The sequence below is a fragment of the Paraburkholderia sp. J67 genome (assembly GCF_905220265.1).
GTDB lineage: Bacteria > Pseudomonadota > Gammaproteobacteria > Burkholderiales > Burkholderiaceae > Paraburkholderia.
This window is the reverse complement of sequence record NZ_CAJMZK010000020.1, coordinates 1-25,203: the sequence shown is the minus strand read 5'-3', so window position 1 is coordinate 25,203 and position 25,203 is coordinate 1. Positions and strand designations below refer to the sequence as shown.

Genomic DNA, 25,203 nt, shown 5'->3' with positions numbered 1-25,203 from the left:
ACGCTCCTTCTATTTCTATGGACTGCAAACTGTTTGTAAGACTATGGAAAGATCGCGCCGCCTGCCTCGCAGGCAGCGCCCACTGCGTCAGGTTTTCGGCAAGCCCGGCGGGTTGGTCGCGGCGCGCTCGATCGCTTCCGAGTCCAGGTTCCAGCGATCCAGCACCTGGCGGTACTTGCCGTCCTGGATCAAGCCGTTGAGCACCTGCGTGAGCGGCACGGCCAGCCCGCTACCCTTGCGCGTGGTGATCGCCACTTCGGCGGTACGCGGCCAGCCGCCGCTCACCGTACCGACGAGGCGCGTCTTGCCCTGCGTGGCCGACTGCCAGGCCAGCACCGCGTTCACGCTGAAGATCGCATCGGCGCGCCCCGATTGCAGCGCGAGCGTGCGCACCGCGTCATCGTCGTAGTACTGCACGCTCACGGGCTTCAGGCCATGCGCCACGTTCTCCTTGTCCCACTCGAGCAGCACCTTCTCCTGATTGGTGCCCGCATCGGTGATGATGCGCAGACCCGCAATATCCTTGGGCTCGTGAATCGTCTTGATCGCGCTGTCCTTGCGCACATAAAAGCCGAGTTCATCGCGTCGATAAGTCGAAAAATCGAACTTCTCCTTGCGTTCCTCGGTAACGGTCACGTTCGAGACCACCGCATCGACCTTGCCCGATTGCAGCGCGAGCGGCCAGTCCGGCCACGCCAGCACCACGAGCTTGAGCTTGCGGCCGAGACTGTCGGCCACCACCTCGGAGAGGTCGACGTCGAAGCCCACGACGGTTTTCGCATCCGTGGCGTAGGTGCTGATCGGCGGCAGCGCCGGGACAATGCCGATGGTGAGCGTGTCCTTGTCGGCGAAATTGAAATGCGCCGGCAGCGTCTTGATGATCGCGGGGTCCGCGGCGGCGCGCACCCGGCCGTGTTGTTCAGGGCTCAGGTCGAAAGCATTCGCAGCGAGCGCGAGGCTGGCCGCGCCAAGCGTGAGCGCGCCCACGAGGGTAGCGAGAGTACGTTTGAGGGTCATGGTCATGAGAGGATGATCGGAACAGTGCGGGAACAAAGCCAGACGAAGCGCTCAGTGTTGCGCGCCTAGCGGCTCGCGCGGGCGCAGGTCGTGCAGCGTGTCGATCGCGCGGGGATTGACGAGGTCTTTGGCGAACGGCAGGTGCACGTGCACTTCGGGCGCGATCGCCCGGTCGAACAACGGCGCATAACCCGCATCGATATAGAGCCCCCAGGCTTCGGGCTGTTTGAAACCGGTGGTGAGATAGACGCGCCGATAGCCCTGGCGCACTGCACGCAATTCGAGTTCTTCGACGACACGGCGTGCAAGCCCCTGGCGGCGCTGGTCCTCGCGCGTCCAGATGCGCTTGAGTTCGGCGGTCTGGCCGTCGTAGCGTTTGAATGCGCCGCCGCCAACCGTTTCGCCATCGCGCTGGATCACGATGAATGCGCCTTCCGGCGGCAGGAACCGTTCGGCGGGATAGCGCGCGAGTTCCGCTGCGGCGGACGCCTCGCTATCCGCGCGGAAGGCACGGTAGCGCGTGGCGTATTCCTGCGTGAGCGCATCGATCAAAGGCTGTGCGATGGGATCGAGCGGCGACGTGTCGATAATGCGGTAGCTCATGGTCGTTGCATTCGTAATGGGCCGATATCCGACAGCTTTCTGGAGGCTTTATCCGAAGCTGCCGACTTTCTTCTGTTATCGCGCGGTCGTCATGTGTTTTGACGACCGTTGTGGTGCGACAAGATTAGCCCTTCGAGGAATGCAGATTAACCAAGCATTTCTAATATCTTTATCGGCTTGTCTTTACGCATTGAATACGTATTTAAGGCAGGAATATCGCTATCTGGTTGTGCGCGTATTTCGCCATTCGATTGGCACCGAATGGCGTTGAATTGCGCGTTATACAGGTTGTGCCAGATGGAAAAGACAATCGCCGCGCTGCACCGCGGCCATCGCGCGCTGGCAGACGACTTCACCCGCCGCTTCGAATGCGACGGTCACGGGTTCGCGTAACGGCGTATCGGGAAAGTGAATGCGCGCTGCAGGCTGTCCCGCGCTCACTTGCTGCCCGAGTTTCACGAGCGGTTCAGCCACGCCACGCTCGTAGGCATAAACATAGTGCGACGCGCCTGCGACACGATAGAAGCGCGTTTCGCCAGGCGGCTTCTCGGGTACGAGCGGCCCGTCCAGCACGCCGATCTTGCCAAGCAGATGCAGCACGCCCTCGCGCGCGTCGCTTAACAGATGCGGCTGCACGATGCCCGCGCCGCCTAACTCCGTGACAATCGAGAGCGCCCCCTGGCGACGCGCGGCGCTGGCCGAATGAAGCGGATTGGGTGGATGCAAAAATGCACGCGGCATGCCGAAGGCAGCAAGCGCTGCGCGCAAGCGAGTATTTTCCTCAGCGTCGCGCGGCTCGATCGCGAGCATATTCGCACCGTGATAAATGAGCGAGCTGCCGCCGGAATGGAAATCGAGCAGATATTGCGCACGCGAGAGCAGCGTGTGCTCGATATAGTCCGCGATAACGGCGGTGGGTTCGCCTCGCGGGTCACCGGGAAAGCTGCGATTCAGATTGCCGCCGTCGAGCGGTGACGTGCGCAGACCCGCCTCTGCGGCAGGGAAATTTGCCATCGGCAGGAAAATCAGTTGCCCCTGCACCCATTGCGGTTCGATCTCGCGCAGCAGTTGCGAGACGAGTATCTGCCCTTCGTATTCGTCGCCGTGATTGCCGCCCATCAGCAACACCGTGGGGCCCGAGCCGTTGCGGATCGACCCCACGGGAATCGGGATCCAGCCGTAAGCGGATCGATGCACCGAATGGGGCAGCCGCAAGTAGCCGGTTTGGCGGCCCGGGGCGTCGAAGTCGATTTCACTGCGGATGGGGTTACTCATGCGGGTCTTTCCTCGTTGGCGAGGTGGTTGGCGATGTCGGTGGCGTTTCAATAGCTAAACCGGCTCATTCTCGCCCCTGCCCGCCGCCACGCCTACCAAGCTTTGCGCGAATGAATATGCAAGGTGCGCGCGAGCACGCGCGGCGTCGCGATTAGCGTCACGGAGAAGATCCATAGCAGAAAAGCTTCGTTGGCTGCACGCCACGCGCTGACTACACTGCGTTCCATCTTGTCATAACAAGTTGGCCATGCCGAAAAGCAACCCCACCAACCTCGTCGCCCTGCCCCCGCAACCGCTCTACGCGAAGATCAAGGACACCCTGCGCGCCCGCATCCTCGACGGCACCTATGCGCCGCACAGCCAGATGCCGTCCGAACACGAACTCTGCGCGCTGTTTGGTGTGAGCCGGATCACCGTGCGCCAGGCGCTGGGCGACCTGCAAAAAGAAGGGCTGGTGTTCCGCCTGCATGGCAAGGGCACATTCGTGTCGAAGCCGAAAGCGTTCCAGAACGTCACATCGCTGCAAGGTTTCGCCGAGGCGATGTCGTCAATGGGCTACGAGATCGTCAACCAGTTGCGGTCCTTTCGCGTCGTCAAGGCGAGCCGCCACGTCGCGCAAAAGCTGCAACTGGCCGAAGGCGAGAACGTGGTTGAAATCCATCGCGTGCGCCTGCTCAATCGCGAGCCGGTGTCGCTCGAACTCACCTGGCTACCCGAAGCGCTGGGCAAACGCCTCGCCAACGCGGACCTGGTCGCGCGCGACATTTTCCTGATTCTGGAGAACGACTGCGGCGTGGCGCTGGGCCACGCCGATGTCTCGATCGACGCCATGCTCGCCGACGACGACATCGTGGACGCGCTGCGCGTGCAGGAAGGCAGCCCGGTGCTACGTATCGAGCGCACCACGCACGACGCCAGCGGCACGCCGATCGACTACGAATACCTCTACTTCCGCGGCGATGCGTTCCAGTACCGCCTGCGCGTGGACCGCGACAAGCCAACCTCGCATATGAACAATCCATAAGGATGACGTAATGAATACGGAAACGATCACCACTGAAGTGCTCGACTACGATATCGTCGTAGTGGGCGGCGGCACGGCCGGGCCGATGGCGGCCATCAAGGCAAAGGAGCGCAATCCCGCGCTGCGCGTGCTGCTGCTGGAGAAAGCCAACGTGAAGCGCAGCGGCGCGATCTCGATGGGCATGGACGGCCTGAACAACGCCGTGATTCCGGGCCACGCCACGCCCGAGCAGTACACGCGCGAAATTACCATCGCGAACGATGGGATCGTCGATCAGGACGCCGTGTACGCCTATGCGAAGCACAGCTTCGACACCATCGAGCAGCTCGACCGCTGGGGCGTGAAGTTCGAGAAGGACGGCAACGGCGACTATGCGGTGAAGAAAGTTCACCACATGGGCGCTTACGTGCTGCCCATGCCCGAAGGCCACGACATCAAGAAGGTGCTGTACCGCCAGCTCAAACGCGCGCGCGTGTCCATTACCAATCGCGTCGTCACTACGCGTCTGCTCACCGATGCGCGAGGGGCCGTGTGCGGCGTGATCGGCTTCGACTGCCGCACCGCGCATTGCGTGGTGGTGCGCGCCAAGGCCGTGATCCTCTGCTGCGGCGCGGCCGGGCGGCTCGGCTTGCCCGCTTCCGGCTACCTCATGGGCACGTACGAGAACCCCACCAACGCGGGCGATGGCTATGCAATGGCCTATCACGCAGGCGCGGCGCTCACCAACCTCGAATGCTTCCAGATCAATCCGCTCATCAAGGACTATAACGGCCCGGCCTGCGCCTACGTGACCGGGCCGCTCGGCGGCTTCACGGCCAATGGCAAGGGAGAGCGCTTCATCGAATGCGATTACTGGAGCGGTCAGATGATGTGGGAGTTCTATCGGGAACTCCAGAGCGGCAATGGTCCGGTGTTCCTCAAGCTCGACCATCTCGCCGAGGAAACGATTCAGACCATCGAACAGATCCTGCACACCAACGAACGCCCAAGTCGCGGGCGCTTTCATGCGGGACGCGGAACCGATTACCGGTCGCAGATGGTGGAAATGCATATCTCCGAGATTGGCTTTTGCAGCGGGCATAGCGCCTCGGGCGTGTATGTCGATGCGCGCGCCCGCACCACTGTGCCGGGCCTCTACGCCGCTGGCGACATGGCCGCCGTGCCGCATAACTACATGCTGGGCGCGTTCACCTATGGCTGGTTCGCGGGCCACGACGCGGCGGATTACGTGGCCGGCCGCGAGCATGCGCCACTCGACGAGGCGCAGCTCGACGCCGAACGTGCCCGCATCTACGCCCCGTTCGAACAGGCGCACGGCCTCGCGCCCGCCCAGGTCGAATACAAGCTGCGCCGTATGGTGAACGACTATCTGCAACCGCCCAAGGTCACGCGCAAGATGGAAATCGGCCTGCAACGCTTCGACGCCATTGCCGAGGACATCGCGGCCATCAAGGCCAATAATCCGCACGAATTGATGCGCGCCGCCGAAGTGCGCGCGATCCGCGACTGTGCCGAAATGGCCGCACGCGCCTCGCTGTTTCGCACCGAAAGCCGCTGGGGTCTTTATCACCATCGCGTCGATTATCCGCAGCGCGACGACGCGAACTGGTTCTGCCATACCGATCTGCGCAAGGATGCCAGTGGCCGCATGATCTGCGAAAAGCGCGACGTCGCGCCCTATGTCGTGCCGATCGGCGCAGCGGAGCAAGGCGCTTACGACCGCATGCGCATCCAGCCCGCGCAGGAACTGGCCGAAGCGCACTGAATCCGCCGATAGACGAAGGTCTGGAGAACAACATCATGTCCTATACGCCCCACGATATTTTCCAGCGCAGCAGCGCGCCCGTCACGATCGACGAAGATCTCTGCATCGCCGACAAAGGCTGCACCGTCTGCGTCGATGTCTGTCCGCTCGATCTGCTCGCCATCGATACGTCCAAAGGCAAGGCCTATATGCAATTCGACGAATGCTGGTACTGCATGCCCTGCGAGCGCGATTGCCCGACCGGCGCGGTGAAAGTCGAGATCCCCTATCTGCTGCGCTGAATCTTTGCGCTTTATTATTCGCATTCCGAAATCAATACGTCATGACCGATCTTTTCGAACCCAACGCACCACCCGAAGCGGCCAGCGCGCTCGCCCGCCTCAGGGATGCCGATGCCGCCGTGCGCCGCATCGCCGTGCTCGATCTCGCCGATTTCGAGGATGAAACGCTCGTGCCCGCGCTGGTCTCGGCGCTGCGCGATGACGCCGCGCCCGAAGTGCGGCGCGAAGCGGCGGCCGTGCTCGCCGCGTGGGAACAGGAAGACGTGGTGGAGGCACTGTGCGCCGCGCTGCTCGACGTCGATGCGCCCGTACGCGAAGCGGCCCAGCAGGCGCTTTCGGAACTCAAGAACCTGGAATCGGCCCCCGTGCTGCGGCGCTGGGCGGCGCGGCCCGAACCGTTCGCGCGCCGCGCCGCCTTGCGCGGCCTGCGCGAATTGCGCGACGCCGCGGCATTCGAGCCCGCGCGCGCGGCGCTTGACGACGCCGACGCCGAAGTCCGCCTGGAAGCGGTCGCCGTGCTCGGCTGGCTCAAGGACGCGCGCGCCCTCGGGCCACTCGCCGCGCTGACCGTCACGGATGCGCACGTCGCCGTGCGGCGCGCGGCTGCGGGTGCGCTCGGCTTCGCCAACGCCGACGACGCGCACGCCGCCCCAGCTCTGCTTAACGCGCTGCGCGACGCCGACTGGCAGGTGCGCGAGGAAGCCGCGACGACGCTAGGCAAGCTGCGCGCCCACCCGGCGCGCGATGCGCTCGTCACCGCACTCGCCGACGATTACTGGCAGGTACGCCTGCGCGCGACACGCGCACTCGGGCGCCTGGCCGACCCGCATGCCGCCGACGCCGTGAGCGCGCTGCTCGCGCATACGATCAGCAATCTTCGCAAGGAAGCGGCGCTCGCGCTGGGCGAGTTGGGATCGGCGGCGAGCATCGCGCCGCTGCGGGCCGCATTGGAAGACCGGGACCCGGAAGTGCGCAAGGCCGTGCGCATCGCCTTGCAGCAGCTCGAAGGCGGCGCGTCATGAAAGTACCGGTGGAATTGCGCAGCGAAAGCGGCGAGTTGATCGTGATATGGCCTGACGGCGCACGCCAGCGTTTGGTGCTGGCCGATCTACGCGCGGCCTGCCCGTGCGGCTATTGCCGCGGCGCGCGCCTGCGTGGCATGGAACCTGCTGAATCGCGCCCCAACCCGCTCGAACTCACCGGCATCGCGCCGATGGGCTATGGCGTGCAACTCGTCTTCAGCGACGGCCACGACCGGGGCATCTATCCGTGGAGCTGGCTCGCAAACTTCGCGCCGGACGCAGACGTCACAGCGCTTCCTGGCACAGCGACATCATCCGCTGCACCATCGTGGACGCCTCGTTGAGCTCCATGTCGTTGGTAAACAGGACCGAGACGCTCGACAGGCGCACAGCGATGCCCGCGCCCAGCAGGTCGCGGCTCGCAATCTTCAGCGCCAGCTGACCCAGACGTACGCGGTCGAGCCAGTGCATCGTCACGCCGGCCTTGTGCAGCCACTCGCGGCAGCACGACACGACATGATCGACGCGCCACTCCTGCGTGAGCGCGTAAGACGAGGCGGCGACCGCCACGAGATAACAGAGCAATTCCGGGCGGGCACTGCTCGCTTCGATGAATTCCGTTTTCACTGGCATGCTGTCCCTTTTCCAGACATAGGCTCCATAGCTATGGCCGGGTGTCGCAAAAGCAAGCAAAGAAAGTATTGTGCATCGGAACGGGGCGGCACAGCCGTTTGACGGGCACTGCGTCTCCCGATTCGTCCCATGCTTCAGGCGTCAATTCGTTCTGGCCCTGTGCGGTCAGCCCGAAAACCCCACCGGGTCGCTGGCCGCCGCACGCAGGCGCAAATGGCGAATATACGCTTCCCAGACGACCTCGTGCTGAAATAGACGGTAAACACATTACGGTCGCAACACGCCGCGCACGCCGGGCATCTATCAAGAACGCCCAATGTTGTTAGTAATACTGGATAACTCTATCCATCAACATCTTGAAGCCATTCGCTACGTAAGGGGCGCCGGTCAGGTTCAACTGGACGACCGTGTTGCCGCCTGGGTCGGTCACCGTGAGCACGCCCGCCGCGCACACGATCGTCTGCGTCGACGCCACCCCATGACCGAACTCCCCGTTGAACCCCGCGTTGAATGACACGCTGGTGTCAAACGCCATCTCGCGACCAGGCGCGCGCGTCAGCGCAACGTCTGCGCGAGCCAGGAACAAGGGGAAAGGAAAAGTAAGCGGGATTGAAAAACACATCGAGTGGCGTGCAAAAAATGACGCGGCGTACATGAAGCGTTTGCGAGAAATACCCGCCGAATCTTCACGCCATGCGCGACGACTCAACGCCAGGCCATTCGCAAACAGAAATAAAAAGCGCATTTCAATTCGCGACGCATTAACAAAGCCGCATGTTTGCGTGCGTCGATTTATTACGCATTTAAAGCAGCATTAATGTTTGCATTCGCATCGCATGGCGGCACGGCGCTTGCTCGCGCACGGGCCGCGCAACACGTCCCATCGCATCGCGCGATAAATTTTTTCATCCTCATCGCCTCACCGCACTACTGCATCAGGAGTTGCTCTTATGTTCACGAAGCGCACGCGCGCCCTTCAGGTCACGCTGCTGTCGACCGCAGCCCTCGCCCTCTTTTCGCCCGCCGCGCCGGCGCAGCAGTACACCACCGACTGGCTCGCCAACACCTACGGCACGCTCGCCGCGCACGTCGGCAACGGCGCACGCTCGATGTGGGTTGCGCCGGAAGGCGTCATTTATACGGCTTCGTACTGGGACGAGAACGAAGGCGGCGTCGCCATTTATCAAAACGGCAAGAGCCTCGGCTCGATCGGCCTGCATGATGAATTCCAGGGCGGCGCCATCACCGGCAATACCACCTCGATCTTCACGGTCCTGCAATCGGGCACCTCGCTCGGCAGCGGTACGGTCGCACGCTACAACCGCGCGACCGGCACGCGCGACCTCACCATCAACGTGAGCGTGTGGAATCGCGTGAGCCGCGCCGATGCCATCACCGGCCTCGCCACCACCGGATCGCTGCTTTATGTGAGCGACTTTTTCTCCAACCGCGTGCGCGTCTTCAGCACCGACGGCGTCTGGCAGCGCGACATCTCGATCCAGAGCCCCGGCGCGCTTGCGCTCGATAGCGCCGGCAATCTCTGGGTCGCCCAGAAGAGCGCGGGCACGATCGCCAGCTTCAGCGCGGCGGGCGCCCCCTTGCAGACGATCCAGATGGCCACGGGCGCGCAACCGTCGGCGCTCTACTTCGACACCCTCACGGGCCGCCTGATGGTGGGCGACGAAGGCCCGGACATGAACATCAAGCTCTACAGCGTTGCGGGCACGCCAACGCTTACGGGCACCTTCGGTGTCACGGGCGGCTATCTCGACGCCACGAGCGGCACCAAAGGCCAGGTGGGCGACAAGCGCTTCACGCGCATCACCGGCATCGGCCGGGACAGCGCGGGCGATCTCTACGTGCTCAACAACCCGTGGGGCGGCGGCTGGGATCTAGGCCGCAACGGCGGCACCGATATCCACGCCTACAACGCGGCGGGCACCTTGCTCTGGAAATTGCAGGCGCTGAACTTCGAGGGCGTGGCCGCGCCCGACCCCGCCACCGACGCCACGCTCTTCTACGGCGGCACGGCCATCTATACAGGCACGGCGGGCGGCAGTTTCGTCGCCAATACCGTCGATCCTTTCACTTACCCGAACGACCCGCGCCTGAACATGAACGACACACAGCGCGACGAGCACTTCGGCCAGCTCGTCACGGTGGGCGGCAATCGCATCCTCGTGGCCTCCGGGCAGAACCCCGGCATCTTTTATTTCTATCACTTCAATCCGGCGAGCGGCTATATCGCCATTCCCGACGCCGCACTGCCCGGCAACACCTTCAACACGGCGCTACAAGTGACGGGCGGCTTCTGCCTCGACAGCAGGGGCGACATCTGGGCCGGGCTCAATCGCACCAACCACATTTATCACTACCCGCTCACCGGCTTCGACGGCAACGGCAAGCCGTTGTGGGGACCGGCTGTGACGACCTCGACGCCCGAAAGCGTGCGGCCCACCGCGCGCATCGTCTATCAGCCCGAAAGCGACACGATGATCCTCGCGCAAGGCCTCGCCGGCAACTGGGACTGGACCGCCATGAACGGCTATATCCAGGTCTACCACGGCTGGGCCGCAGGCAACATCAGCAAACCCAACCCCGTCATCACGCTGACGAGCGCGAACCCGAAATCGATCGCGGCGGCCGGCAACTATCTGTTTGTCGGCTATGTGCATACCGTGCCGAACATCGACGTCTACAACCTGACGACGGGCCAGCTCGTCACCACGCTCACCAACGCGAACCCCGGCGCGGTGGACGTGGGCAACGACGTCGATTCCATGTATGGGCTACGCGCGTACCTGCGCGCGAACGGCGAGTACGTGATCACCAAGGACAACTACAACGGCTCGAGCGTGATCGTGCATCGCTGGATGCCGTAAGGACCTTTTTTCGCGACTCGATAAGGCAGATTTGATTTCCGACACCCCAGGGTAGAATTTCGCCGCTTACACTCAATATCCCGCCAAACCGGCCGATATATCAGTGCCATATGGATCGCCGCCTGGGCTTGCCGCCAGGATGCCAATACGGTGTTGAAAAGAGCGGCGAAAAGCGGGTCCCCAGGCCCGGCGCGCATCCCCGCGCCGGATCGCCAGAGAAAGGGCGTCTGACCGCGCCCCAAAAAATAGTGAACCACAATACATTCGCACGTCAGCGCCTCGCGCTCATCGTGCCCATTCATCGCGGAACGCGCGCGAGCGGCCTGTGTGCGCCCGGCCAGGCACCGTTCGGCATGCCGCCCGTGTATCGCGCGGCTTACCGGGGCGGCGCATGAGACTGGCCCAGATCCGGCGCTTCGCCGGCTATGCGTGCGTGGGCGCTGCCGGCACCGCCGTGCAGTACGGCGTGCTCAGCGCCCTCGTGCTGGTCCACGCGTGCGGCGCCGTGCTGGCGTCCGCGCTCGGCGCGATCGCCGGGGCCGTCGTCAACTACGTGCTGAACTACCGGCTGACATTTCGCGCCACGCGCTCCCACCGCGAAGCCGCGCCACGCTTTTTCCTGGTCGCGGCCGTGGGCGTCGCGCTCAATAGCGCGCTCATGTACGTGCTGATCCACCGGCTCGCGCTCGGCTGGCTGCTCGCGCAGTGCGCGACCACGGCCTGCGTGCTGATCCTCACCTATAGCGCCAATTCGCTCTGGACCTTCCAGACCCGCCGCGCCTGAGCGCACGCACGGCCCACGTTTCACGCAGATCGAACACCCACCCCTACCCATGTCAGACACCACCACCCTCCCGTCATCGGTCAGCGCCGCACGCACGGGCCAGGCCAACGAGACCGGCAAGCTGCTCTGGCTGCTGCCCCTGCACGCACTCGTCTGGACCCTCGCCGCGTGGCTCTCGCGCAGCAACCTCGACACCCCGGGCGACATGGTCGAGAACTATGTCTGGGGCATCGAGTGGCAGGCCGGCTACGCCAAACACCCGCCGCTCTTCGCGTGGATCACGGCCGCGTGGTTCCGCGTGTTCCCGCATACGGACATCGCCTACTTCGCGCTTTCGTCGCTCAACGCGATGACCGGCCTGTTCGGCATCGTCGCGCTGGCCGGCCGCTTCGTGCCGCGCCGCCTGGCCCTGCTCGCGGGCGTGGCGATGGCCGTTTCGCCGCTTTACTCGAACCTTGCGATCAAGTTCAACGCGAACTCCGTGCTGCTGTCGATCTGGCCGTGGACCGCGTACTTCTTCGTGCGCTACATGCAGACGCGCGGCTGGCGCTCCGCGCTTGCGCTGGGCGTGTTCGCGGCTGCCGCCGTGCTCGGCAAATACTTCTCGGTGGTGTTGCTCGCGGCGCTAGCCTTCGCCACACTCGCCCGCCCGGCCTGGCGCGCGCGGCTCCTCGACTGGCGCACGCTGCTCGTCGCCGTGGCATTCGCGGCCGCCCTCGCGCCGCATGTGCACTGGCTCGTGGTCAATCATTTCCCGACCTTCGCCTATGCGGATAAGCGCACCGGCGGCTCGATCGGCGCGGCGCTGGGCCGCTTCGGCATCTACACGCTCGCGCAGATCGGCTATCTCGCGGCAAGCTTCGTCGCGATGCTGCTCGTGGTGCGCAACCGCCGTGGCGAAGCCGCGAAGCTGATGGCCGCGAGCGTGGTGAAGCCCTCGCTGCACCCGGACCTCTGGTGGCTCACGCTGGGACCGCTCTTTGCCGTTGGCCTGATCGCCTGCGCCGCGCGTACGCAAATGGCCTCGGTCTGGGGCATGGCGCAATGGTTCGCCGTCGCGCCGCTCTGGCTGGCCGTGCTACATCGTGCGGGCATCGCGATCGTGCCCGCGCGCGCCGTGCGCGTGCTGGGCTGCTACTGGCTCATCGTGCTGGCGGCAACCGCGACGATCGGCTACCTGGGCGCGCGCCACAACAGCGACGAAGCAGCCGAACCGCGCGCCGAACTGGCCGCTGCCGCGCAAAACCTGTGGAACCAGCGCTACGGGCATGACGTGCCCGCCGTGGCGGGTTCCGCGCACGAGGCGCAGTCGGTTGCCTTCTATAGCCGCGGGCAAACGCAGTACTGGAACATGGGCGAACCGGAGACGACGCCCTGGCTGCGTCTGGCCGGTCTGGACCGGCATGGCGCGCTGTTCGTCTGCCGCGCGGGCGACGTGCGCTGTATCGTGCAGGCGCACTGGATCAGCGGCGAACAGCCCGAGCCGATCGCGGTGCACAAGCATGCCTGGGGCCAGGAACTGGCGCCGCGCGATTATGTGTTTTTTGTGGTGGCGCCGGATCGGTGAGGTCATGACGGGTCGCCCCGCCTTCAGGGCGCGACCCGATCAACCGCCAAATCCCTCCCGCTCCAGCACCGCCAGAACACTCGGCCGCGCGCGCACACGCTTATACCAGGCGCGCAGATTCTCAAAGCCGCTCAAGTCGATATCGGCGTGATAAACCGACTTCAGCCACGCCGCCTTGCCCCAACCCGTTAGCGCAAACAGATAGGCATCGGCGATCGTGAACGTGTCGCCCATCAGATAGCGTTGGCCTTCCAGTTGCTGGTCGATCCACGCGAAGCGCGCAAGCAGCCTGGGCCGCGCCGTATCGACATAGCGGCCTGCCGCGACCGCATAAAGCAGCGGCAAAAATCCCTTATGAATTTCCGAAGTCAGGAAATTCAACCACTCATGTAGCCGATAGCGCGCCATCGTCCCCTGTGCGGGCGCGAGGCCGCTCGCTGGTTTCAGATCGGCAAGATACTGCGCGATGACCGGCCCTTCGCGCAGTACCGCTCCATCGTCGAGCACGAGCAAAGGCACATAGCCCAGCGGCGCGACCTCGAAGAAGTCGCCGCCGCCAGCGATCACATGTCTGCGCGCATCGACTTCGATCAATTCCGCATCCAGTCCGGCTTCGTGCAAGACGATATGGACTGCTTGAGAACAACTTCCGGGCGCGTGATAGAGCTTCATGAATCTCCTTCATTCTGCGGGTGATGGGAACAGGCCGCACTATCACGCAGATACGCCGAAAAGAGAAGAAGGCAGTCGTTTGTGACATAGGCACAAACTGTATACCGCCCTCTTATTTTCCTGCTAAAAGACAAGGGCATTGAATTTTTGAGACGATCGGTCTAATATCTCCGCATGGACGCTAACCCACCTCCCAGGCCGCGCCGCGGCCGCCCGCCCAAAGATCCGCGCGCGCACGGCGACACGCGCGAGATGCTGATACGCGCGGGCATGGAACTGCTGACGAGCCAGGGTTTTGCGGCTACTGGACTCGACACCGTGCTCAAGCTCGCCGGGATTCCCAAGGGCTCGTTCTACCACTACTTCGATAGCAAGGAGGCCTTCGGTCGCGCGCTGATGGACGCCTACGACGCCTATTTCTGCGCGATGCTCGACCGCTGGCTGCTCGACGAATCCCGGCCCGCGCTCGAGCGACTCGCCGCGTTCGTCGAGAACGCCAAAACCGGCATGGCCCGCTACGACTACACGCGCGGCTGCCTCGTCGGCAATCTTGGGCTGGAGGTGGGCATTCTTCCCGATGACTACCGCACGCGGCTCGAAGCCGCGCTGCAAGGCTGGCAGGCGCGCGTACGCGACTGTCTCGCCGATGCGCAGCGGGAAGGCCACATGGCGAAGCATGCCGATCTCGACGCGCTGGCCGCGTTCTTCTGGATTGGCTGGGAAGGCGCGGTGCTGCGCGCGCGCGTGGTGCGCGACGCCGCGCCGCTCGACACGTTTTTCCGAGGTTTCATTGCCGGGCTGGGCGGCGCGACATCGGCGACCTAGCGCGTCCCGTCAAAACCGCTCCGCCACACTCATTGTCGTTTCAACCGCGAGACACATCATGTTCAAAGGCATTCTGATCAAGAAGGAATCCGAAGTTTATTCGACGCGCGTAACCGATATCGACGAAGCACGCTTGCCCGCAGGCGACGTGCTCGTGGATGTGCAATACAGCACGCTGAACTACAAGGACGGCCTCGCGATCACGGGCAAAAGCCCCGTCGTGCGCAGCTTTCCGATGGTGCCCGGCATCGACTTCGCGGGGACGGTCGCGCATAGCGACGATCCCCGCTATGCCGTGGGCGACGCAGTCGTGCTTAACGGTTGGGGCGTAGGCGAGCAGCATTGGGGCGGCCTCGCCCAGAAGGCGCGCGTGCGCGCCGACTGGCTCATCCCCCTGCCTGACGGGCTCACCGCGCGACAGACAATGGCCGTCGGCACCGCGGGCTATACGGCGATGCTGTGCATTCTCGCGCTCGAACGGCATGGCCTGCGCGCCGGGCACGGCGATGTGCTCGTGACGGGGGCAAGCGGCGGCGTCGGCAGCTTTGCGATCGCGCTGCTCGCGCGGCGGGGTTACCGCGTGATCGCGTCGACGGGCAAGCTACAGGAATCGGCGTATCTGCAACAGCTTGGCGCAGCCGAGGTGATCGACCGCGCCACGCTCACCGCGCCGGGCAAGCCCTTGCAGAAGGAACGCTGGGCGGCCGCCATCGACTCTGTGGGCGGCCACACGCTCGTCAATGTCTGCGCTGGACTGCGTGCGGATGGCGCGGTCGCGGCCTGCGGGCTAGCACAGGGCATGGAGTTTCCGGCCACGGTCGCGCCGTTCATTCTGCGCGGCGTGAGCTTGCTGGGCGTGAATAGCGTGACCCGTCCGTTCGCGGAACGTCAGCAGGCCTGGCAGGCGCTGGCAGAAACACTCGATCTGGGCGCGCTCGACACGATCACGCAGGAAGTCGGCCTCGATGCGGCGATTCCTGCCGCGCATGATCTGCTCGACGGGCGGGTGCGCGGACGCATCGTTGTCGACGTGAATCGCTGATTGAAGCGGCCGGCGGACTCGTTGCCGAGGTCCGAATGCAACTTCAGTCATCCGAGGCTTCGGTGCGCAAGCCCGCACCTATTTCCTCGCCCGCCCCGCCCGCTTGCGCTCCGTTACCGCCTGCTTCACGTCGACCGGAACGAACGGCGCCTCGAAATGCTTGACCAGAAAGTCGATGAATGCGCGCGCGCGGGCCGACTGATTACGTTGGCCCGGGTAATAGACGAACAGGTCCGCGGACGGCAGAACGACCTCAGGCAACACCAGCCGCAACCGGCCACTCTGAACATATTTCGCCAGATCCCATTCCGAGCGGATCAGGATGCCGTGTCCGTCGAGCGCCCACCGCAGCACGATATCGCCGTCATTGCTGGAGAGTGAACCCTTCACCTTCAGCGCTTCCAGATGATCGTCCTGCATGAACCGCCACACGCCGAACGCGTCGTCGTTCTGCGTATGAATGATGCAACGATGATCGGCCAGATCTTCCTTGCGCTGCGGCACGCCGTGCCGCTCCAGATACTTCGGCGACGCACACAGAAACCGGCGATTGCTCATCAGGCGCCGCGCGCGCAAACGCTGATCGGGTAGTTCTCCGAAACGAATCGCCATATCGAAGGCGCCTTCGACCAGATCGATGGGGCGGTCCGTGACCACGAACTGGATTTCGACATGCGGATAGCGCTTCGCAAATTCCGAAACCAGCGGCGCGATCGTCGTACGCCCAAAGCCCAGTGTCGCGTTCACGCGCAGGCGTCCCTGTGGATCGGCGGGCGTGCCCGCGATGGCGTCCTCCATCTCCCGCACCTGATCGAGGATCTGCGCGGCGTAGCGGGCATAGGTCTCGCCTTCCGGGGTCAGGCTCACACTTCGGGTCGTGCGGTTCACGAGACGCGTGCCGAATCGCTCTTCGAGAATACCCAGTCGTTTGGTCGCCGCCGGTGGCGTCAATCCCAGCGAGCGCGCCGCGCCGGAGAGGCTCTTGAGCTTCGCCAGCTGGACGAAAAACTCGAAGTCGGTGGTGGAGTCAGTTCTCACTTTTGGTAAAAAATGAAATGAATTCTGGTGAAGTATAGGCCGTTCTCCCGGGGCTATGCTACGTCCCATCGTGCTACCCAATCAACGTGTCAGACCAGGAGACGCCCTCATGAGAATCGTCGAGATTCGCGAAATCACCGTTCCGATCAGCTCCCCGATCCGCAACGCCTATATCGACTTCAGCAAAATGACGCTGAGCCTCGTCGCCCTGATCACCGACGTGATTCGCGACGGCAAGCCGGTCGTCGGCTACGGCTTCAATTCGAATGGCCGTTACGGTCAGGGCAAACTCATGCGCGAACGTTTCATCCCGCGCCTTCTGGAAGCCGACCCCGCCTCGCTCGTGAACGATGCGGGCGACAACCTCGACCCGCACAAAATCTGGGCCACGATGTTCACCAACGAAAAGCCCGGCGGCCACGGCGAGCGCTCGGTCGCCATCGGCACCATCGACATGGCGGTGTGGGACGCGGTGGCGAAGATCGAAGGCAAGCCGCTCTTCCAGTTGCTGGCCGACCGTTACGGCAACGGCCAGCCCAATCGCAAGATCTTTGTCTACGCGGCGGGCGGCTATTACTACCCGGGTCAGGATCACGGCAAGCTCAAGGACGAGATGCGCAGCTATATCGACCGCGGTTATACGGTCGTGAAGAAGAAGATTGGCGGCGCGTCGCTCGACGAGGACCTGCGCCGCATCGACTCGATCCTGAGCGTGCTCGGCGATGGCCAGAAGCTCGCCGTCGACGCGAATGGCCGCTTCGATCTCGATACTGCGATCCAGTACGCCAAGGCGCTCTCGCAATACGACCTGTTCTGGTATGAGGAACCGGGCGACCCGCTCGACTTCGAACTCCAGGCGACGCTGCGCAACTACTACGACAAGCCGATGGCGACGGGCGAAGACCTGTTCTCGATGCAGGACGCGCGCAACCTGATCCGCTACGGCGGCATGCGCGCCGACCGTGACTGGCTGCAATTCGACTGCGCGCTGAGCTATGGCCTCGTCGAATATCTGCGCACGCTCGAGATGCTGCACCAGCACGGCTGGTCGCCCAGCCGCTGCATTCCGCATGGCGGCCACCAAATGTCGCTGAATATCGCGGCCGGTCTCGGCCTGGGCGGCAACGAGTCGTACCCGGATCTGTTCCAGCCTTACGGCGGCTTCCCCGATGGCGTGAAGGTCGACAACGGCTTCATCACCATGCCGGATCTGCCGGGTATCGGCTTCGAAGGCAAGGCCGACCTGTTCGCAGAGATGCAAAAGCTGTCTGGCTGAGCGGCGGTTCAAAGGTGCGCCGGAATCGAACCGGCGCGCCTCACGACATTAAAAGAACGATTGAGCAGGCGAGATCGGCGTGGGCGTTCGGGGTGATGCAATTCACCGCCAGCGCCCACGCGATTTTCCCCAACGACGCCATGCATAGGAGACAAACATGCTGGTATCCCGCATTCGCAGAACGCTTTCCAGGCTCTACGTTCAGGTGCTGATCGGCATTGTTGCCGGCATCCTCGTCGGGCACTTCTACCCCGATATCGGCACCCAGCTCAAGCCGCTCGGCGACCTGTTCATCAAGCTCATCCGCATGCTGCTCGCGCCGATAATTTTCGCGTCGGTGGTGGTCGGCATCGCGCGTATGACCGATCTTCACGAAGCCGGTCGCGTGGGCGTCAAAGCCGTGCTCTATTTCGAAGCGGCGTCCACGGTTGCACTCGTGCTCGGCATGGTGATCGTCAATGTGATCCAGCCCGGCAGCGGAATGAATGCCGATCCCTCGAAGATCGACAGCTCCGCGATCGTCAGCTACACGCATGCCGCGCAACATCACGGCGCGCTCGAATTCCTCATGAGCATCGTGCCGGGCAGCGTCGTTGGAGCGTTCGCCAATGGCGAAATACTGCCGATCATTTTCTTCTCGGTGATCTTCGCCATCGCACTCGCGAAACTCGGCCCGCGAACCGCCCCGCTCGTGGATATGCTCGACATGTTTTTGCAAGGCATGTTCGGGGTCGTGCGCATCGTCATGTACGTGGCGCCGGCCGGGGCATTCGGCGGCATGGCGTTCACTATCGCAAAGTACGGCATCGGGACGCTCGCGCAGTTCGGACAACTGATGTTATGCCTGTACCTGACGTCGATCCTGTTTATCGTCGTCGCGCTGGGTCTGGTGATGAAACTGTGCGGTTTATCGCTATGGAAGTATCTGCGCTACATCCGCGACGAAATCCTCATTACACTAGGCACCGCGTCGACGGAGGCCGTGCTGCCGCAAATGTTGCTCAAGATGGAGCATATGGGCTGTTCGCGCCCCGTCGTCGGCATGGTGCTGCCCACCGGGTACACGTTCAATGCGGACGGTACCGCGATCTATCTGACCATGGCGTCGCTCTTCATCGCCCAGGCGTTCAATATCCACCTTTCCCTCTGGGATCAGGTGCTTCTGCTAGGCGTATTGCTGCTTACCTCGAAGGGATCGGCGGGGGTCGCCGGAGCGGGTTTTGTCGCACTGGCGGCGACCTTGTCCACCATGCATCAGGTGCCGGTCTCGGGTCTGGTGTTGCTGCTCGGCGTCGATCGTTTCCTGAACGAAGCACGCGCAGTCACCAACCTCATCGGCAACGGTGTCGCGACCGTCGTGGTGGCGCGTTGGGAGGGCGCGCTGGATATCGACAGGGCGCGCGCGGTGCTCGACCGCCGGATCGGCGCGGATTCGGTCGAGTCGGACGAACATGAAGGGCCGATACCGGTTCCCGAACGGAACGCCCAGGCGGGCGTGCCGAACACGAATGCGAATTTGCAGATGTGAAAGGATTGGCGCGAGGGCCGTCGGCGCTAACCGACGGCCCTTGACGCATCATTGAATACCGTGACGCGTCTTGTAGTCGAGCGCGTAGGCGATCTTGCCAGGCTTCGACGCAGTGATGGGTTTCAGCAGATCACCGAAAGTGCCCTTGGTATAGGCCTTTCCAGCGTTGATCTGCGCAAGACGGCCCAGTTGCGCGCCCGTCTTGCCTTCGATTTCACCATCGGTCGACGCGACCATTTTCGTCGATGCGTTCCACACGGCGTTCAGATAGCCGGTGTCGACTGTGGCGGGATCGGGATCGGTCGTGCCCAGTTTCGTCAGCGTATAGCCCGTGAGCGGGAACGTCGTGCGCAGCCAGTCCGCCCAGTAAAACTCCAGGAAATCGGTCGACGGCGTCGGCTTGCTATAGCCGATATCACGCGTGAAATAGACGAGCGAGCGATAGACATCGTTCTGCATCCCGAGCTTGAGCCCAAGACCCGAGGGCAATTGCTCCGGCGTAATGGCCGCGCCATTGGCGTCTTTCAGACGCGTATAGCCGCGGCTTTGCATCTCCGCCCAGAACGTGCTGCCCGAGTACGCACTGAGGTTGTCCTTGACGACCACATGCACATGCACGGTGGGGCCGCCATTGGGGACTTCGTAATACGTCGACGAACCGTGGTGTCCATCGGTGAGATACAGCGTGTCGCCGTTCGGGCCGATGACCACGGGGTTGAGCACCGTGGTATCGCGCTGCGTGGTGTCAGTGACCGTGCAGGTGTAGGACGTCGCGTCGGTCAGCGTCGAGCTTGCCGACGAACCGCTGCTCGCGAGGCCCGTCAGCCCCTCGTCCGCGCAGAAGTCGTCGAATTCCTTGGTGATATCAGCCTCGTAGCGGCCGAGCTTGTAGTAGATCTGGTCATAGCCCAAGGCGGCCTGGGTAGGATGCAGATCGCCGAGCGTCACATCGAGCACCTGATTGGCCGTGGCGGCCTGCCACTTGCCGGGTGTTGGCGTCGCTGCGGGCGCCGATGCCTCAGCGGGCGCGGATGCGGAAGCGGAAGCGGTCTCCGAAGCACCACTTGAAGAAGTCGCCGCGTCCGATGACGGAGTCTTGGCCGCAGAAGCCGCGAGGTCGCCGCCACATGCCGTGAGCACGGCAAACGAAAGAAGTGAAGCAGCCAGCGCGAGCTGGCTGGTAGGTGTTGTCATGAAGAACCCGGCAGGTGAAAAATTTCATTACATTTCACCAGTGTGCCGGGCATCAATGAAAGTGATGTGAAAGATTCGATGTTCGCACAACCATTATTGAGAGACTGGGCGTCACGTCCGGCGGGCGCGCTGCGCCTGTCGGTCGCCTGCTCCGATGCTGTCTCTCAAGCGTTGAATCAAATCAAGTACCTCCGGCCGTCGTTCCTGTTTCGCCATGACCATGTAATTGGCGAGCGGGCTCGTGACCGTACGCCGGTCCAGCCGGACGAGTTTGCTCTGTTTGAGCCACGCTGTCGCCAACGGCAGGCGGGCCAGCGCGATTCCCAACCCTGATTCTGCTGCGGACAGTACCAAGGTGTAATCTTCGAATCGGCGGTCTTGCGCGCGCCCCTTGAGTGAGATGCCACTACCGTCAAACCAGGCACGCCATCCCGTCAGGTCCGAATCGTGCAGCAGTGGATACGCCAGTAACCGCTCGGGCGCATCCCCTTTCACTCGTGCAGCGATATCCGGGTGAGCCACCGGGCAGAGTGTTTCCGGGAGTAGCAATTCAGCATGAAGCCCTGGCCAATGTCCGCGTCCATAACGAATTGCCAGGTCCGCTTCACCACCGGCAATGTCAGCATTGCGCGCCCCGACGTCGAGCTGGATCTTGAGTGGAGATGGGCCCGCTTCGAGGCTGGCGAGTCGTTCAAACAGCGAGAGCTGGGCGAATGACGATCCGACGCTCAATCGCACCAGTCTCGCGCCCGTGCGCGTACGCCATTGGTCGGCAGCGCCGTCGATCACATCGAAGGCCTGCTCGACCTGTCCGACGAAGCGCTGTCCGTCTGGAGTGAGCATGACCCCGCGCCCGTGCCGCTCGAAAAGCGGGACGCCGAGCCAGTTTTCAACAGCAGCCACGCGACGACTAATTGCACCATGCGTGATGCCGCTAGCGGTCGCAGCTGCACTGAAAGATCCCGCCTGGGCTACCAGACAGACAGTTTCCAGATTGGCAAGCGGTGGCCGAGCTTTTGGGATGTGTTTCAAATTCACACCTCGCTGTTGAACTGTGAGCTAGCTTATCAGAGCGCCAAGCCTCCACAATATGAGCTTTCCAGCCTTTTCCCTGGCTTCAGGTGGCTACATGAATATCGCGTCAGCGCTCACCGCCATCCTCATCGCACTTATGCTGGGAGCGATAAGTCCGGGGCCAAGCTTCATCCTGGTTGTCAGAAGTTCGCTCGTGTTGTCACGACGTAACGGGCTTGCGACAGCAATGGGGATGGGTTTCGGCGGAGTGTGCTTCAGCGGCATCGCACTGGCCGGCCTCTATACGCTTTTGAGCAGTGTGGGTTGGCTATATTGCGTTCTCAAAATGGCCGGTGGCGCTTACCTGCTGTATCTCGCTTTCCGAATCTGGCGAGGTTCTTCGGAGTCGATGGCGATTGAGCGCATCCAGTCGGAGAAAATGTCGAGTTTGGCGAGATCATTCTGGGCGGGATTGACAACCCAGTTGAGCAATCCAAAAACCGCCATTGTGTATGGCAGTATTTTCGCGGCATTGTTGCCGCAGCATCCGCCATCGTGGTGCTACATCGCTTTGCCGCCGCTCGTCTTTGCCGTAGAAGGTGGATGGTACGCGGTAGTCGCAGTTTGTTTTTCCAGCAATGGGCTTCGACACCACTACCTTAAATCAAAGGTGTGGATAGACCGTCTCGCCTCTATAGCGATCGGTATGCTCGGATTGCGTTTGATAGAGACTGTGCGGGGCACGATTACCGCCTGATCGTCGAATGTTGCTCTATCACGGTTACCTCCGGGTCGTCGAAAAAACGGGAAATCAATGTCCCGATCGACACCGCACAATCGTTTTCATTCCATAAGTTACCAGGAGACTATTTTGCCAGCAGAGGATCTGCGCCTCTATGTCGACGCGCAATTCACAAGTCCATACGCAATGTCGGCTTTCGTCGCCCTTCACGAAAAGGGCTTGCCATTTGAGCTTGGCACCATCGATCTTGAAAGCAACGAAAATCGAGAACCCGATTTCGCCGCACGTTCACTCACCCAGCGTGTGCCTACGCTGGTTCATAACGATTTCTCGTTGTCAGAGTCATCGGCAATAACTGAGTACATTGACGAGGTGTTTTCTGGTTCGCTGTTGTATCCAAAGGATGCGGTCCGACGGGCCAGGGCCCGTCAAATCCAGGCGTGGCTACGAAGCGATCTTATGCCCATTCGTCAGGAGCGCTCCACCAACGTGGTGTTCTACGGCGCTCACGCTGCATCCTTATCGGATGCAGCCAGTATGGCTGCGGAAAAATTGTTCTCTGCTGCTTCGGCGCTGCTTGATGAGCACTCGCCAAACCTGTTTGGCGAGTGGTGTATTGCGGACGTCGATCTTGCGCTAATGCTAAACCGGCTTGTCCTGAGCGGTGATCCTGTGCCAGAAAGGCTGGTTGCATATGCCACACATCAGTGGCAAAGGCCGTCTGTCCAGCGTTGGGTCGCTCTCAAACGTCCCCCTTTATAGATCCGTCAATGCCCTGGCGACGGACAATCGTTTCGTCGCATGGGCGAACGCGCACGGAGTGCCCGCTCTTTGGGCGGGCGACCGACTACTGCGCTCATGTCGAGCCGTCGGCAGACGGCTGCTAGACAACCGCTCCGGGTCGCAAAGGATATTGCATGCTCCTCACGCCGGGTTTCGTAACCTGATTCTCTGTCTTTCGCTAAGATGACGGGAATTTAGCGGCAATAGTGCCGCGACCAGGAAAGCACATCTACATGAAGTTGTTGGCCATTTCGGGTAGCACGCGCCGCGAATCCACAAATACTGCGTTTTTGACGGCGATGAGGGATTTTCTGCCAACGGGCGTTGAGCTATCTGTCTTCGCACGACTGGACGCCCTGCCTGTTTTCTCACCCGACGCAGAGGGAGCAGACGTTCCTGTACCGGTAGCCGAGTTTCTGGAGCTTGTATCAACCGCCGATGGCATCATCATTTCCAGCCCCGAATATGTCCGAGCACTGCCCGGTGGCCTGAAGAATGCAATCGATTGGCTGGTTTCTCGATTCGAAGTCATCGGCAAGCCGATGGCGATAGCCCATGCGTCTCATCGTGGCGACGATATGCTGGCTTCTCTGCGGCTTGTGCTATCCACCATCAGTACCGGCTTCCTTGAATCCGCCTTTCTGCGCATCCCCCTTATCGGAAAGTCCCCGGTTGAAATTACGACGCTGTTGCAATCACCACACTATGAATCTGAAGTTTCCGCGTTTTTAGCCAACTTCGCGGCATCGATTCGCTTGATGCAGAGACAGGCGCTCGCTAAGTAGCGTGTCGTTAGAATGGCCGCTATCGTCCGGGCTCACTGGCTCAGGGGTCGAACCAGGACGGCCATGAGCCAATGTTGGCCAGCCCATGGCAAGTAGAATACGCCCTCCCGACATGATGGCCGCGACAGCGCACGCCCTTCTCCCGATGAAACGTTTCCTACTGACGCTCGCTCTGTTCGCCCTGTCCGCCGCGTCACACGGCGCCGGGCTTCCAGCGGACATCGCTACGCAGTTACCGCCGGGCTACGAGCCGATGGCGTATCAAGCAGGGCCTCAAATCGAAGGCGGTCGACGCAGCATGCTCGTCGTCGCTCACCGGCGAGACGACTCTGCCGACACGCCGTCGCCGCGTCCACTCCTGATCTTCGAGGAACAGGCAAGCAAGCAGTACCGGCTCGCCGCGCACAATGAAACGGTTGTGCTGCGCGCCAACGAAGGCGGCCAATGCGATCCGTTCGACGACGGCGACAACGGCCTCGCTGTTAAGGGGCGCTACTTTACGGTGCAGAACGGCGTCGCGTGCGGCGCACACTGGACTGACTTCATCACGTTCCGCTATGACGCTGAGCGCCGCGCCTGGCTTTTCGACAGCGAGATCCTCACGTCTTCCGATCCGCTGAACGGCACGCCGGACAAAGTCCACGTAACGCATGCGAAGCGCGCCAAGCCGGTCTCGTTCGAGGCCTGGCGGCCTGTTCGTTGAAGCGACCCGACGCGCGAACGAGGCAGCAACTGCAACAGTTACGCCGAGCCAGGCGGAGCAGCGTCTCGCTTTCAGGACGGTAGTCCAGCAGGGAGCAGCAGGAATGACCACACAGAGCGGTGCGGCAGCAACGGATCGCGACAACGGCCAGCCGGTCGCGGAAATAAAATCCGGCGGTGTATAAATCAATAATTACGAAAAGTAAGGGTAGCGGAGCGCAAGGATGCTGAAGAGTCTTCCTGGCCATCTTATCCCGTACGATGCGATTGCTATCGCTCTTCAGGCGGGACACCCCGTTCAACAACAGCCAATGACCAGCGACGTGAGGGGTTCGGTGTTGGATTAACACCCGGCAGGAAGATATGGAATTGCTCACGACCCGAAACACCAGTGTCGTTGGGCGGCGGAACGAAAGCTGACGTTGGTGAGCGAGAGATTCAAGCCGCCTGAATCAGTTTTGATGGTTGCGCGCCAGCATGGCGCGAACCCAAGTCAAATATTCCGCTGGCGCAATCCGTATCAGGGCGGGCCCCTGTCAGCGGTGAAGGTTAGCAACCCGGAGAGTCTGCCGTCACTCGCCAAGACTCCCAGCGGATTGGAGGCGCCCGATTAACGCGAGTCTAGCGGGCGCAAAATACCGTGAAAACGGACGAAAGATCAGTACCCGTCCATGAAAAGGACCATTTCTACGTCGCGGAGCGTCCAGTGTTTCCGCTGCGCGGGATCGGCATGAGACAAGGCCTCGCGA

Annotated in this window: 27 protein-coding genes; 18 read left to right on the top strand and 9 right to left on the bottom strand. The window is 62.4% G+C overall.

What is annotated here, in order from left to right:
- Positions 1-87: 87 nt before the first annotated feature.
- The 3 genes from U5782_RS28530 to U5782_RS28520 all read right to left on the bottom strand — a co-directional run bounded on the left by U5782_RS28530 (position 88) and on the right by U5782_RS28520 (position 2,895).
- Positions 88-1,023: an ABC transporter substrate-binding protein gene (locus tag U5782_RS28530; protein ID WP_322047210.1), complete on the bottom strand. Its 936-nt coding sequence runs from the start codon at positions 1,021-1,023 to the stop codon at positions 88-90.
- Positions 1,024-1,068: 45 nt separating this feature from the next.
- Positions 1,069-1,620: a GNAT family N-acetyltransferase gene (locus tag U5782_RS28525; protein ID WP_322047209.1), complete on the bottom strand. Its 552-nt coding sequence runs from the start codon at positions 1,618-1,620 to the stop codon at positions 1,069-1,071.
- Between the two features lie 279 nt (positions 1,621-1,899).
- Positions 1,900-2,895, bottom strand: a complete 996-nt coding sequence (locus U5782_RS28520; protein ID WP_322047208.1) for a succinylglutamate desuccinylase/aspartoacylase family protein — start codon at positions 2,893-2,895, stop codon at positions 1,900-1,902.
- 247 nt (positions 2,896-3,142) lie between these two features.
- On the opposite strand from U5782_RS28520, the gene U5782_RS28515 reads away from it, so the two are divergent.
- Genes U5782_RS28515 through U5782_RS28495 form a run of 5 tightly spaced genes read left to right on the top strand, consistent with a single transcriptional unit; the run spans position 3,143 to position 7,331 of the window.
- Complete coding sequence (locus tag U5782_RS28515) at positions 3,143-3,919, top strand: GntR family transcriptional regulator (RefSeq protein ID WP_322047207.1); 777 nt, start codon at positions 3,143-3,145, stop codon at positions 3,917-3,919.
- A 25-nt stretch (positions 3,920-3,944) separates the two neighbouring features.
- Positions 3,945-5,684: a fumarate reductase/succinate dehydrogenase flavoprotein subunit gene (locus U5782_RS28510; RefSeq protein ID WP_322047318.1), complete on the top strand. Its 1,740-nt coding sequence runs from the start codon at positions 3,945-3,947 to the stop codon at positions 5,682-5,684.
- Positions 5,685-5,719: 35 nt separating this feature from the next.
- On the top strand, positions 5,720-5,965 hold the full coding sequence (locus tag U5782_RS28505) for a ferredoxin family protein (protein ID WP_322047206.1): 246 nt from the start codon (positions 5,720-5,722) through the stop codon (positions 5,963-5,965).
- A gap of 41 nt (positions 5,966-6,006) precedes the next feature.
- Positions 6,007-6,987, top strand: a complete 981-nt coding sequence (locus tag U5782_RS28500; RefSeq protein ID WP_322047205.1) for a HEAT repeat domain-containing protein — start codon at positions 6,007-6,009, stop codon at positions 6,985-6,987.
- A complete protein-coding gene (locus tag U5782_RS28495; RefSeq protein WP_322047204.1) occupies positions 6,984-7,331 on the top strand; it encodes a DUF971 domain-containing protein in 348 nt (115 codons plus the stop codon). The genes U5782_RS28500 and U5782_RS28495 overlap by 4 nt, the downstream gene beginning before the upstream one ends.
- Here the strand turns inward: U5782_RS28495 and U5782_RS28490 are convergent.
- Positions 7,273-7,620, bottom strand: coding sequence for a hypothetical protein (locus U5782_RS28490; protein WP_322047203.1), 348 nt, complete (start codon positions 7,618-7,620; stop codon positions 7,273-7,275). The two genes, U5782_RS28495 and U5782_RS28490, sit on opposite strands and share 59 nt — an antisense overlap.
- 322 nt (positions 7,621-7,942) lie before the next feature.
- Complete coding sequence (locus U5782_RS28485) at positions 7,943-8,365, bottom strand: hypothetical protein (protein ID WP_322047202.1); 423 nt, start codon at positions 8,363-8,365, stop codon at positions 7,943-7,945.
- A gap of 205 nt (positions 8,366-8,570) precedes the next feature.
- Between U5782_RS28485 and U5782_RS28480 the strand changes: the two genes are divergently transcribed.
- The 4 genes from U5782_RS28480 (at position 8,571) to U5782_RS28465 (ending at position 12,853) form a co-directional block, all read left to right on the top strand.
- On the top strand, positions 8,571-10,502 hold the full coding sequence (locus U5782_RS28480) for an SMP-30/gluconolaconase/LRE-like region family protein (RefSeq protein ID WP_322047201.1): 1,932 nt from the start codon (positions 8,571-8,573) through the stop codon (positions 10,500-10,502).
- Between the two features lie 248 nt (positions 10,503-10,750).
- Complete coding sequence (locus tag U5782_RS28475; RefSeq protein WP_322047200.1) at positions 10,751-10,897, top strand: hypothetical protein; 147 nt, start codon at positions 10,751-10,753, stop codon at positions 10,895-10,897.
- On the top strand, positions 10,894-11,286 hold the full coding sequence (locus tag U5782_RS28470) for a GtrA family protein (RefSeq protein WP_322047199.1): 393 nt from the start codon (positions 10,894-10,896) through the stop codon (positions 11,284-11,286). Before U5782_RS28475 ends, U5782_RS28470 begins: the two co-directional genes overlap by 4 nt.
- A 49-nt stretch (positions 11,287-11,335) precedes the next feature.
- Positions 11,336-12,853: a glycosyltransferase family 39 protein gene (locus U5782_RS28465; RefSeq protein ID WP_322047198.1), complete on the top strand. Its 1,518-nt coding sequence runs from the start codon at positions 11,336-11,338 to the stop codon at positions 12,851-12,853.
- Positions 12,854-12,892: 39 nt separating this feature from the next.
- On the opposite strand, the gene U5782_RS28460 is transcribed toward U5782_RS28465, so the two are convergent.
- Positions 12,893-13,525: a glutathione binding-like protein gene (locus tag U5782_RS28460; protein WP_322047197.1), complete on the bottom strand. Its 633-nt coding sequence runs from the start codon at positions 13,523-13,525 to the stop codon at positions 12,893-12,895.
- 174 nt (positions 13,526-13,699) lie between these two features.
- On the opposite strand from U5782_RS28460, the gene U5782_RS28455 reads away from it, so the two are divergent.
- Positions 13,700-14,350 carry a TetR/AcrR family transcriptional regulator gene (locus U5782_RS28455; protein ID WP_322047196.1) on the top strand — a complete coding sequence of 217 codons (651 nt, stop codon included), beginning with the start codon at positions 13,700-13,702 and terminating at the stop codon, positions 14,348-14,350.
- Between the two features lie 58 nt (positions 14,351-14,408).
- A complete protein-coding gene (locus U5782_RS28450) occupies positions 14,409-15,392 on the top strand; it encodes an MDR family oxidoreductase (RefSeq protein WP_322047195.1) in 984 nt (327 codons plus the stop codon).
- 78 nt (positions 15,393-15,470) lie between these two features.
- On the opposite strand, the gene U5782_RS28445 is transcribed toward U5782_RS28450, so the two are convergent.
- Positions 15,471-16,430: a LysR family transcriptional regulator gene (locus U5782_RS28445; protein ID WP_322047317.1), complete on the bottom strand. Its 960-nt coding sequence runs from the start codon at positions 16,428-16,430 to the stop codon at positions 15,471-15,473.
- Positions 16,431-16,539: 109 nt separating this feature from the next.
- Between U5782_RS28445 and U5782_RS28440 the strand changes: the two genes are divergently transcribed.
- Together U5782_RS28440 and dctA are read left to right on the top strand one after the other, a co-directional pair.
- On the top strand, positions 16,540-17,706 hold the full coding sequence (locus U5782_RS28440; protein ID WP_322047194.1) for a mandelate racemase/muconate lactonizing enzyme family protein: 1,167 nt from the start codon (positions 16,540-16,542) through the stop codon (positions 17,704-17,706).
- Between the two features lie 157 nt (positions 17,707-17,863).
- Entirely contained in the window at positions 17,864-19,234 is a 1,371-nt protein-coding gene (dctA, locus tag U5782_RS28435; protein WP_322047193.1) for a C4-dicarboxylate transporter DctA, read from the top strand.
- Between the two features lie 48 nt (positions 19,235-19,282).
- On the opposite strand, the gene U5782_RS28430 is transcribed toward dctA, so the two are convergent.
- Positions 19,283-20,428, bottom strand: coding sequence for a ParB/Srx family N-terminal domain-containing protein (locus tag U5782_RS28430; protein WP_322047192.1), 1,146 nt, complete (start codon positions 20,426-20,428; stop codon positions 19,283-19,285).
- A 111-nt stretch (positions 20,429-20,539) separates the two neighbouring features.
- Entirely contained in the window at positions 20,540-21,466 is a 927-nt protein-coding gene (locus U5782_RS28425) for a LysR substrate-binding domain-containing protein (protein WP_322047191.1), read from the bottom strand.
- Between the two features lie 91 nt (positions 21,467-21,557).
- Between U5782_RS28425 and U5782_RS28420 the strand changes: the two genes are divergently transcribed.
- The 5 genes from U5782_RS28420 (at position 21,558) to U5782_RS28400 (ending at position 25,068) form a co-directional block, all read left to right on the top strand.
- Positions 21,558-22,199 carry a LysE family translocator gene (locus U5782_RS28420; protein WP_322047190.1) on the top strand — a complete coding sequence of 214 codons (642 nt, stop codon included), beginning with the start codon at positions 21,558-21,560 and terminating at the stop codon, positions 22,197-22,199.
- Positions 22,200-22,256: 57 nt separating this feature from the next.
- Complete coding sequence (gene yfcF / locus U5782_RS28415; RefSeq protein ID WP_415914421.1) at positions 22,257-22,946, top strand: glutathione transferase; 690 nt, start codon at positions 22,257-22,259, stop codon at positions 22,944-22,946.
- 254 nt (positions 22,947-23,200) lie between these two features.
- Entirely contained in the window at positions 23,201-23,752 is a 552-nt protein-coding gene (locus tag U5782_RS28410; protein WP_322047189.1) for an NADPH-dependent FMN reductase, read from the top strand.
- Positions 23,753-23,864: 112 nt separating this feature from the next.
- Entirely contained in the window at positions 23,865-24,455 is a 591-nt protein-coding gene (locus U5782_RS28405; protein ID WP_322047188.1) for a hypothetical protein, read from the top strand.
- Positions 24,456-24,822: 367 nt separating this feature from the next.
- The gene (locus U5782_RS28400) at positions 24,823-25,068 is read left to right on the top strand and encodes a transposase (protein WP_415914423.1); all 246 of its coding nucleotides are present in this window, start codon (positions 24,823-24,825) and stop codon (positions 25,066-25,068) included.
- Positions 25,069-25,203 lie beyond the last annotated feature (135 nt).

Coding starts and splice junctions, on each gene's coding strand:
- U5782_RS28405 (WP_322047188.1), top strand. CDS start 23,865: ATGATGGCCGCGACAGCGCACGCCCTTCTCCCGATGAAACGTTTCCTA.
- U5782_RS28420 (WP_322047190.1), top strand. CDS start 21,558: ATGAATATCGCGTCAGCGCTCACCGCCATCCTCATCGCACTTATGCTG.
- U5782_RS28530 (WP_322047210.1), bottom strand. CDS start 1,023: ATGACCATGACCCTCAAACGTACTCTCGCTACCCTCGTGGGCGCGCTC.
- U5782_RS28460 (WP_322047197.1), bottom strand. CDS start 13,525: ATGAAGCTCTATCACGCGCCCGGAAGTTGTTCTCAAGCAGTCCATATC.
- U5782_RS28450 (WP_322047195.1), top strand. CDS start 14,409: ATGTTCAAAGGCATTCTGATCAAGAAGGAATCCGAAGTTTATTCGACG.
- U5782_RS28515 (WP_322047207.1), top strand. CDS start 3,143: ATGCCGAAAAGCAACCCCACCAACCTCGTCGCCCTGCCCCCGCAACCG.
- U5782_RS28525 (WP_322047209.1), bottom strand. CDS start 1,620: ATGAGCTACCGCATTATCGACACGTCGCCGCTCGATCCCATCGCACAG.
- U5782_RS28430 (WP_322047192.1), bottom strand. CDS start 20,428: ATGACAACACCTACCAGCCAGCTCGCGCTGGCTGCTTCACTTCTTTCG.
- U5782_RS28455 (WP_322047196.1), top strand. CDS start 13,700: ATGGACGCTAACCCACCTCCCAGGCCGCGCCGCGGCCGCCCGCCCAAA.
- U5782_RS28465 (WP_322047198.1), top strand. CDS start 11,336: ATGTCAGACACCACCACCCTCCCGTCATCGGTCAGCGCCGCACGCACG.
- dctA (WP_322047193.1), top strand. CDS start 17,864: ATGCTGGTATCCCGCATTCGCAGAACGCTTTCCAGGCTCTACGTTCAG.
- U5782_RS28505 (WP_322047206.1), top strand. CDS start 5,720: ATGTCCTATACGCCCCACGATATTTTCCAGCGCAGCAGCGCGCCCGTC.
- yfcF (WP_415914421.1), top strand. CDS start 22,257: ATGTCCCGATCGACACCGCACAATCGTTTTCATTCCATAAGTTACCAG.
- U5782_RS28440 (WP_322047194.1), top strand. CDS start 16,540: ATGAGAATCGTCGAGATTCGCGAAATCACCGTTCCGATCAGCTCCCCG.
- U5782_RS28485 (WP_322047202.1), bottom strand. CDS start 8,365: ATGCGCTTTTTATTTCTGTTTGCGAATGGCCTGGCGTTGAGTCGTCGC.
- U5782_RS28470 (WP_322047199.1), top strand. CDS start 10,894: ATGAGACTGGCCCAGATCCGGCGCTTCGCCGGCTATGCGTGCGTGGGC.
- U5782_RS28520 (WP_322047208.1), bottom strand. CDS start 2,895: ATGAGTAACCCCATCCGCAGTGAAATCGACTTCGACGCCCCGGGCCGC.
- U5782_RS28500 (WP_322047205.1), top strand. CDS start 6,007: ATGACCGATCTTTTCGAACCCAACGCACCACCCGAAGCGGCCAGCGCG.
- U5782_RS28410 (WP_322047189.1), top strand. CDS start 23,201: ATGAAGTTGTTGGCCATTTCGGGTAGCACGCGCCGCGAATCCACAAAT.
- U5782_RS28480 (WP_322047201.1), top strand. CDS start 8,571: ATGTTCACGAAGCGCACGCGCGCCCTTCAGGTCACGCTGCTGTCGACC.
- U5782_RS28495 (WP_322047204.1), top strand. CDS start 6,984: ATGAAAGTACCGGTGGAATTGCGCAGCGAAAGCGGCGAGTTGATCGTG.
- U5782_RS28490 (WP_322047203.1), bottom strand. CDS start 7,620: ATGCCAGTGAAAACGGAATTCATCGAAGCGAGCAGTGCCCGCCCGGAA.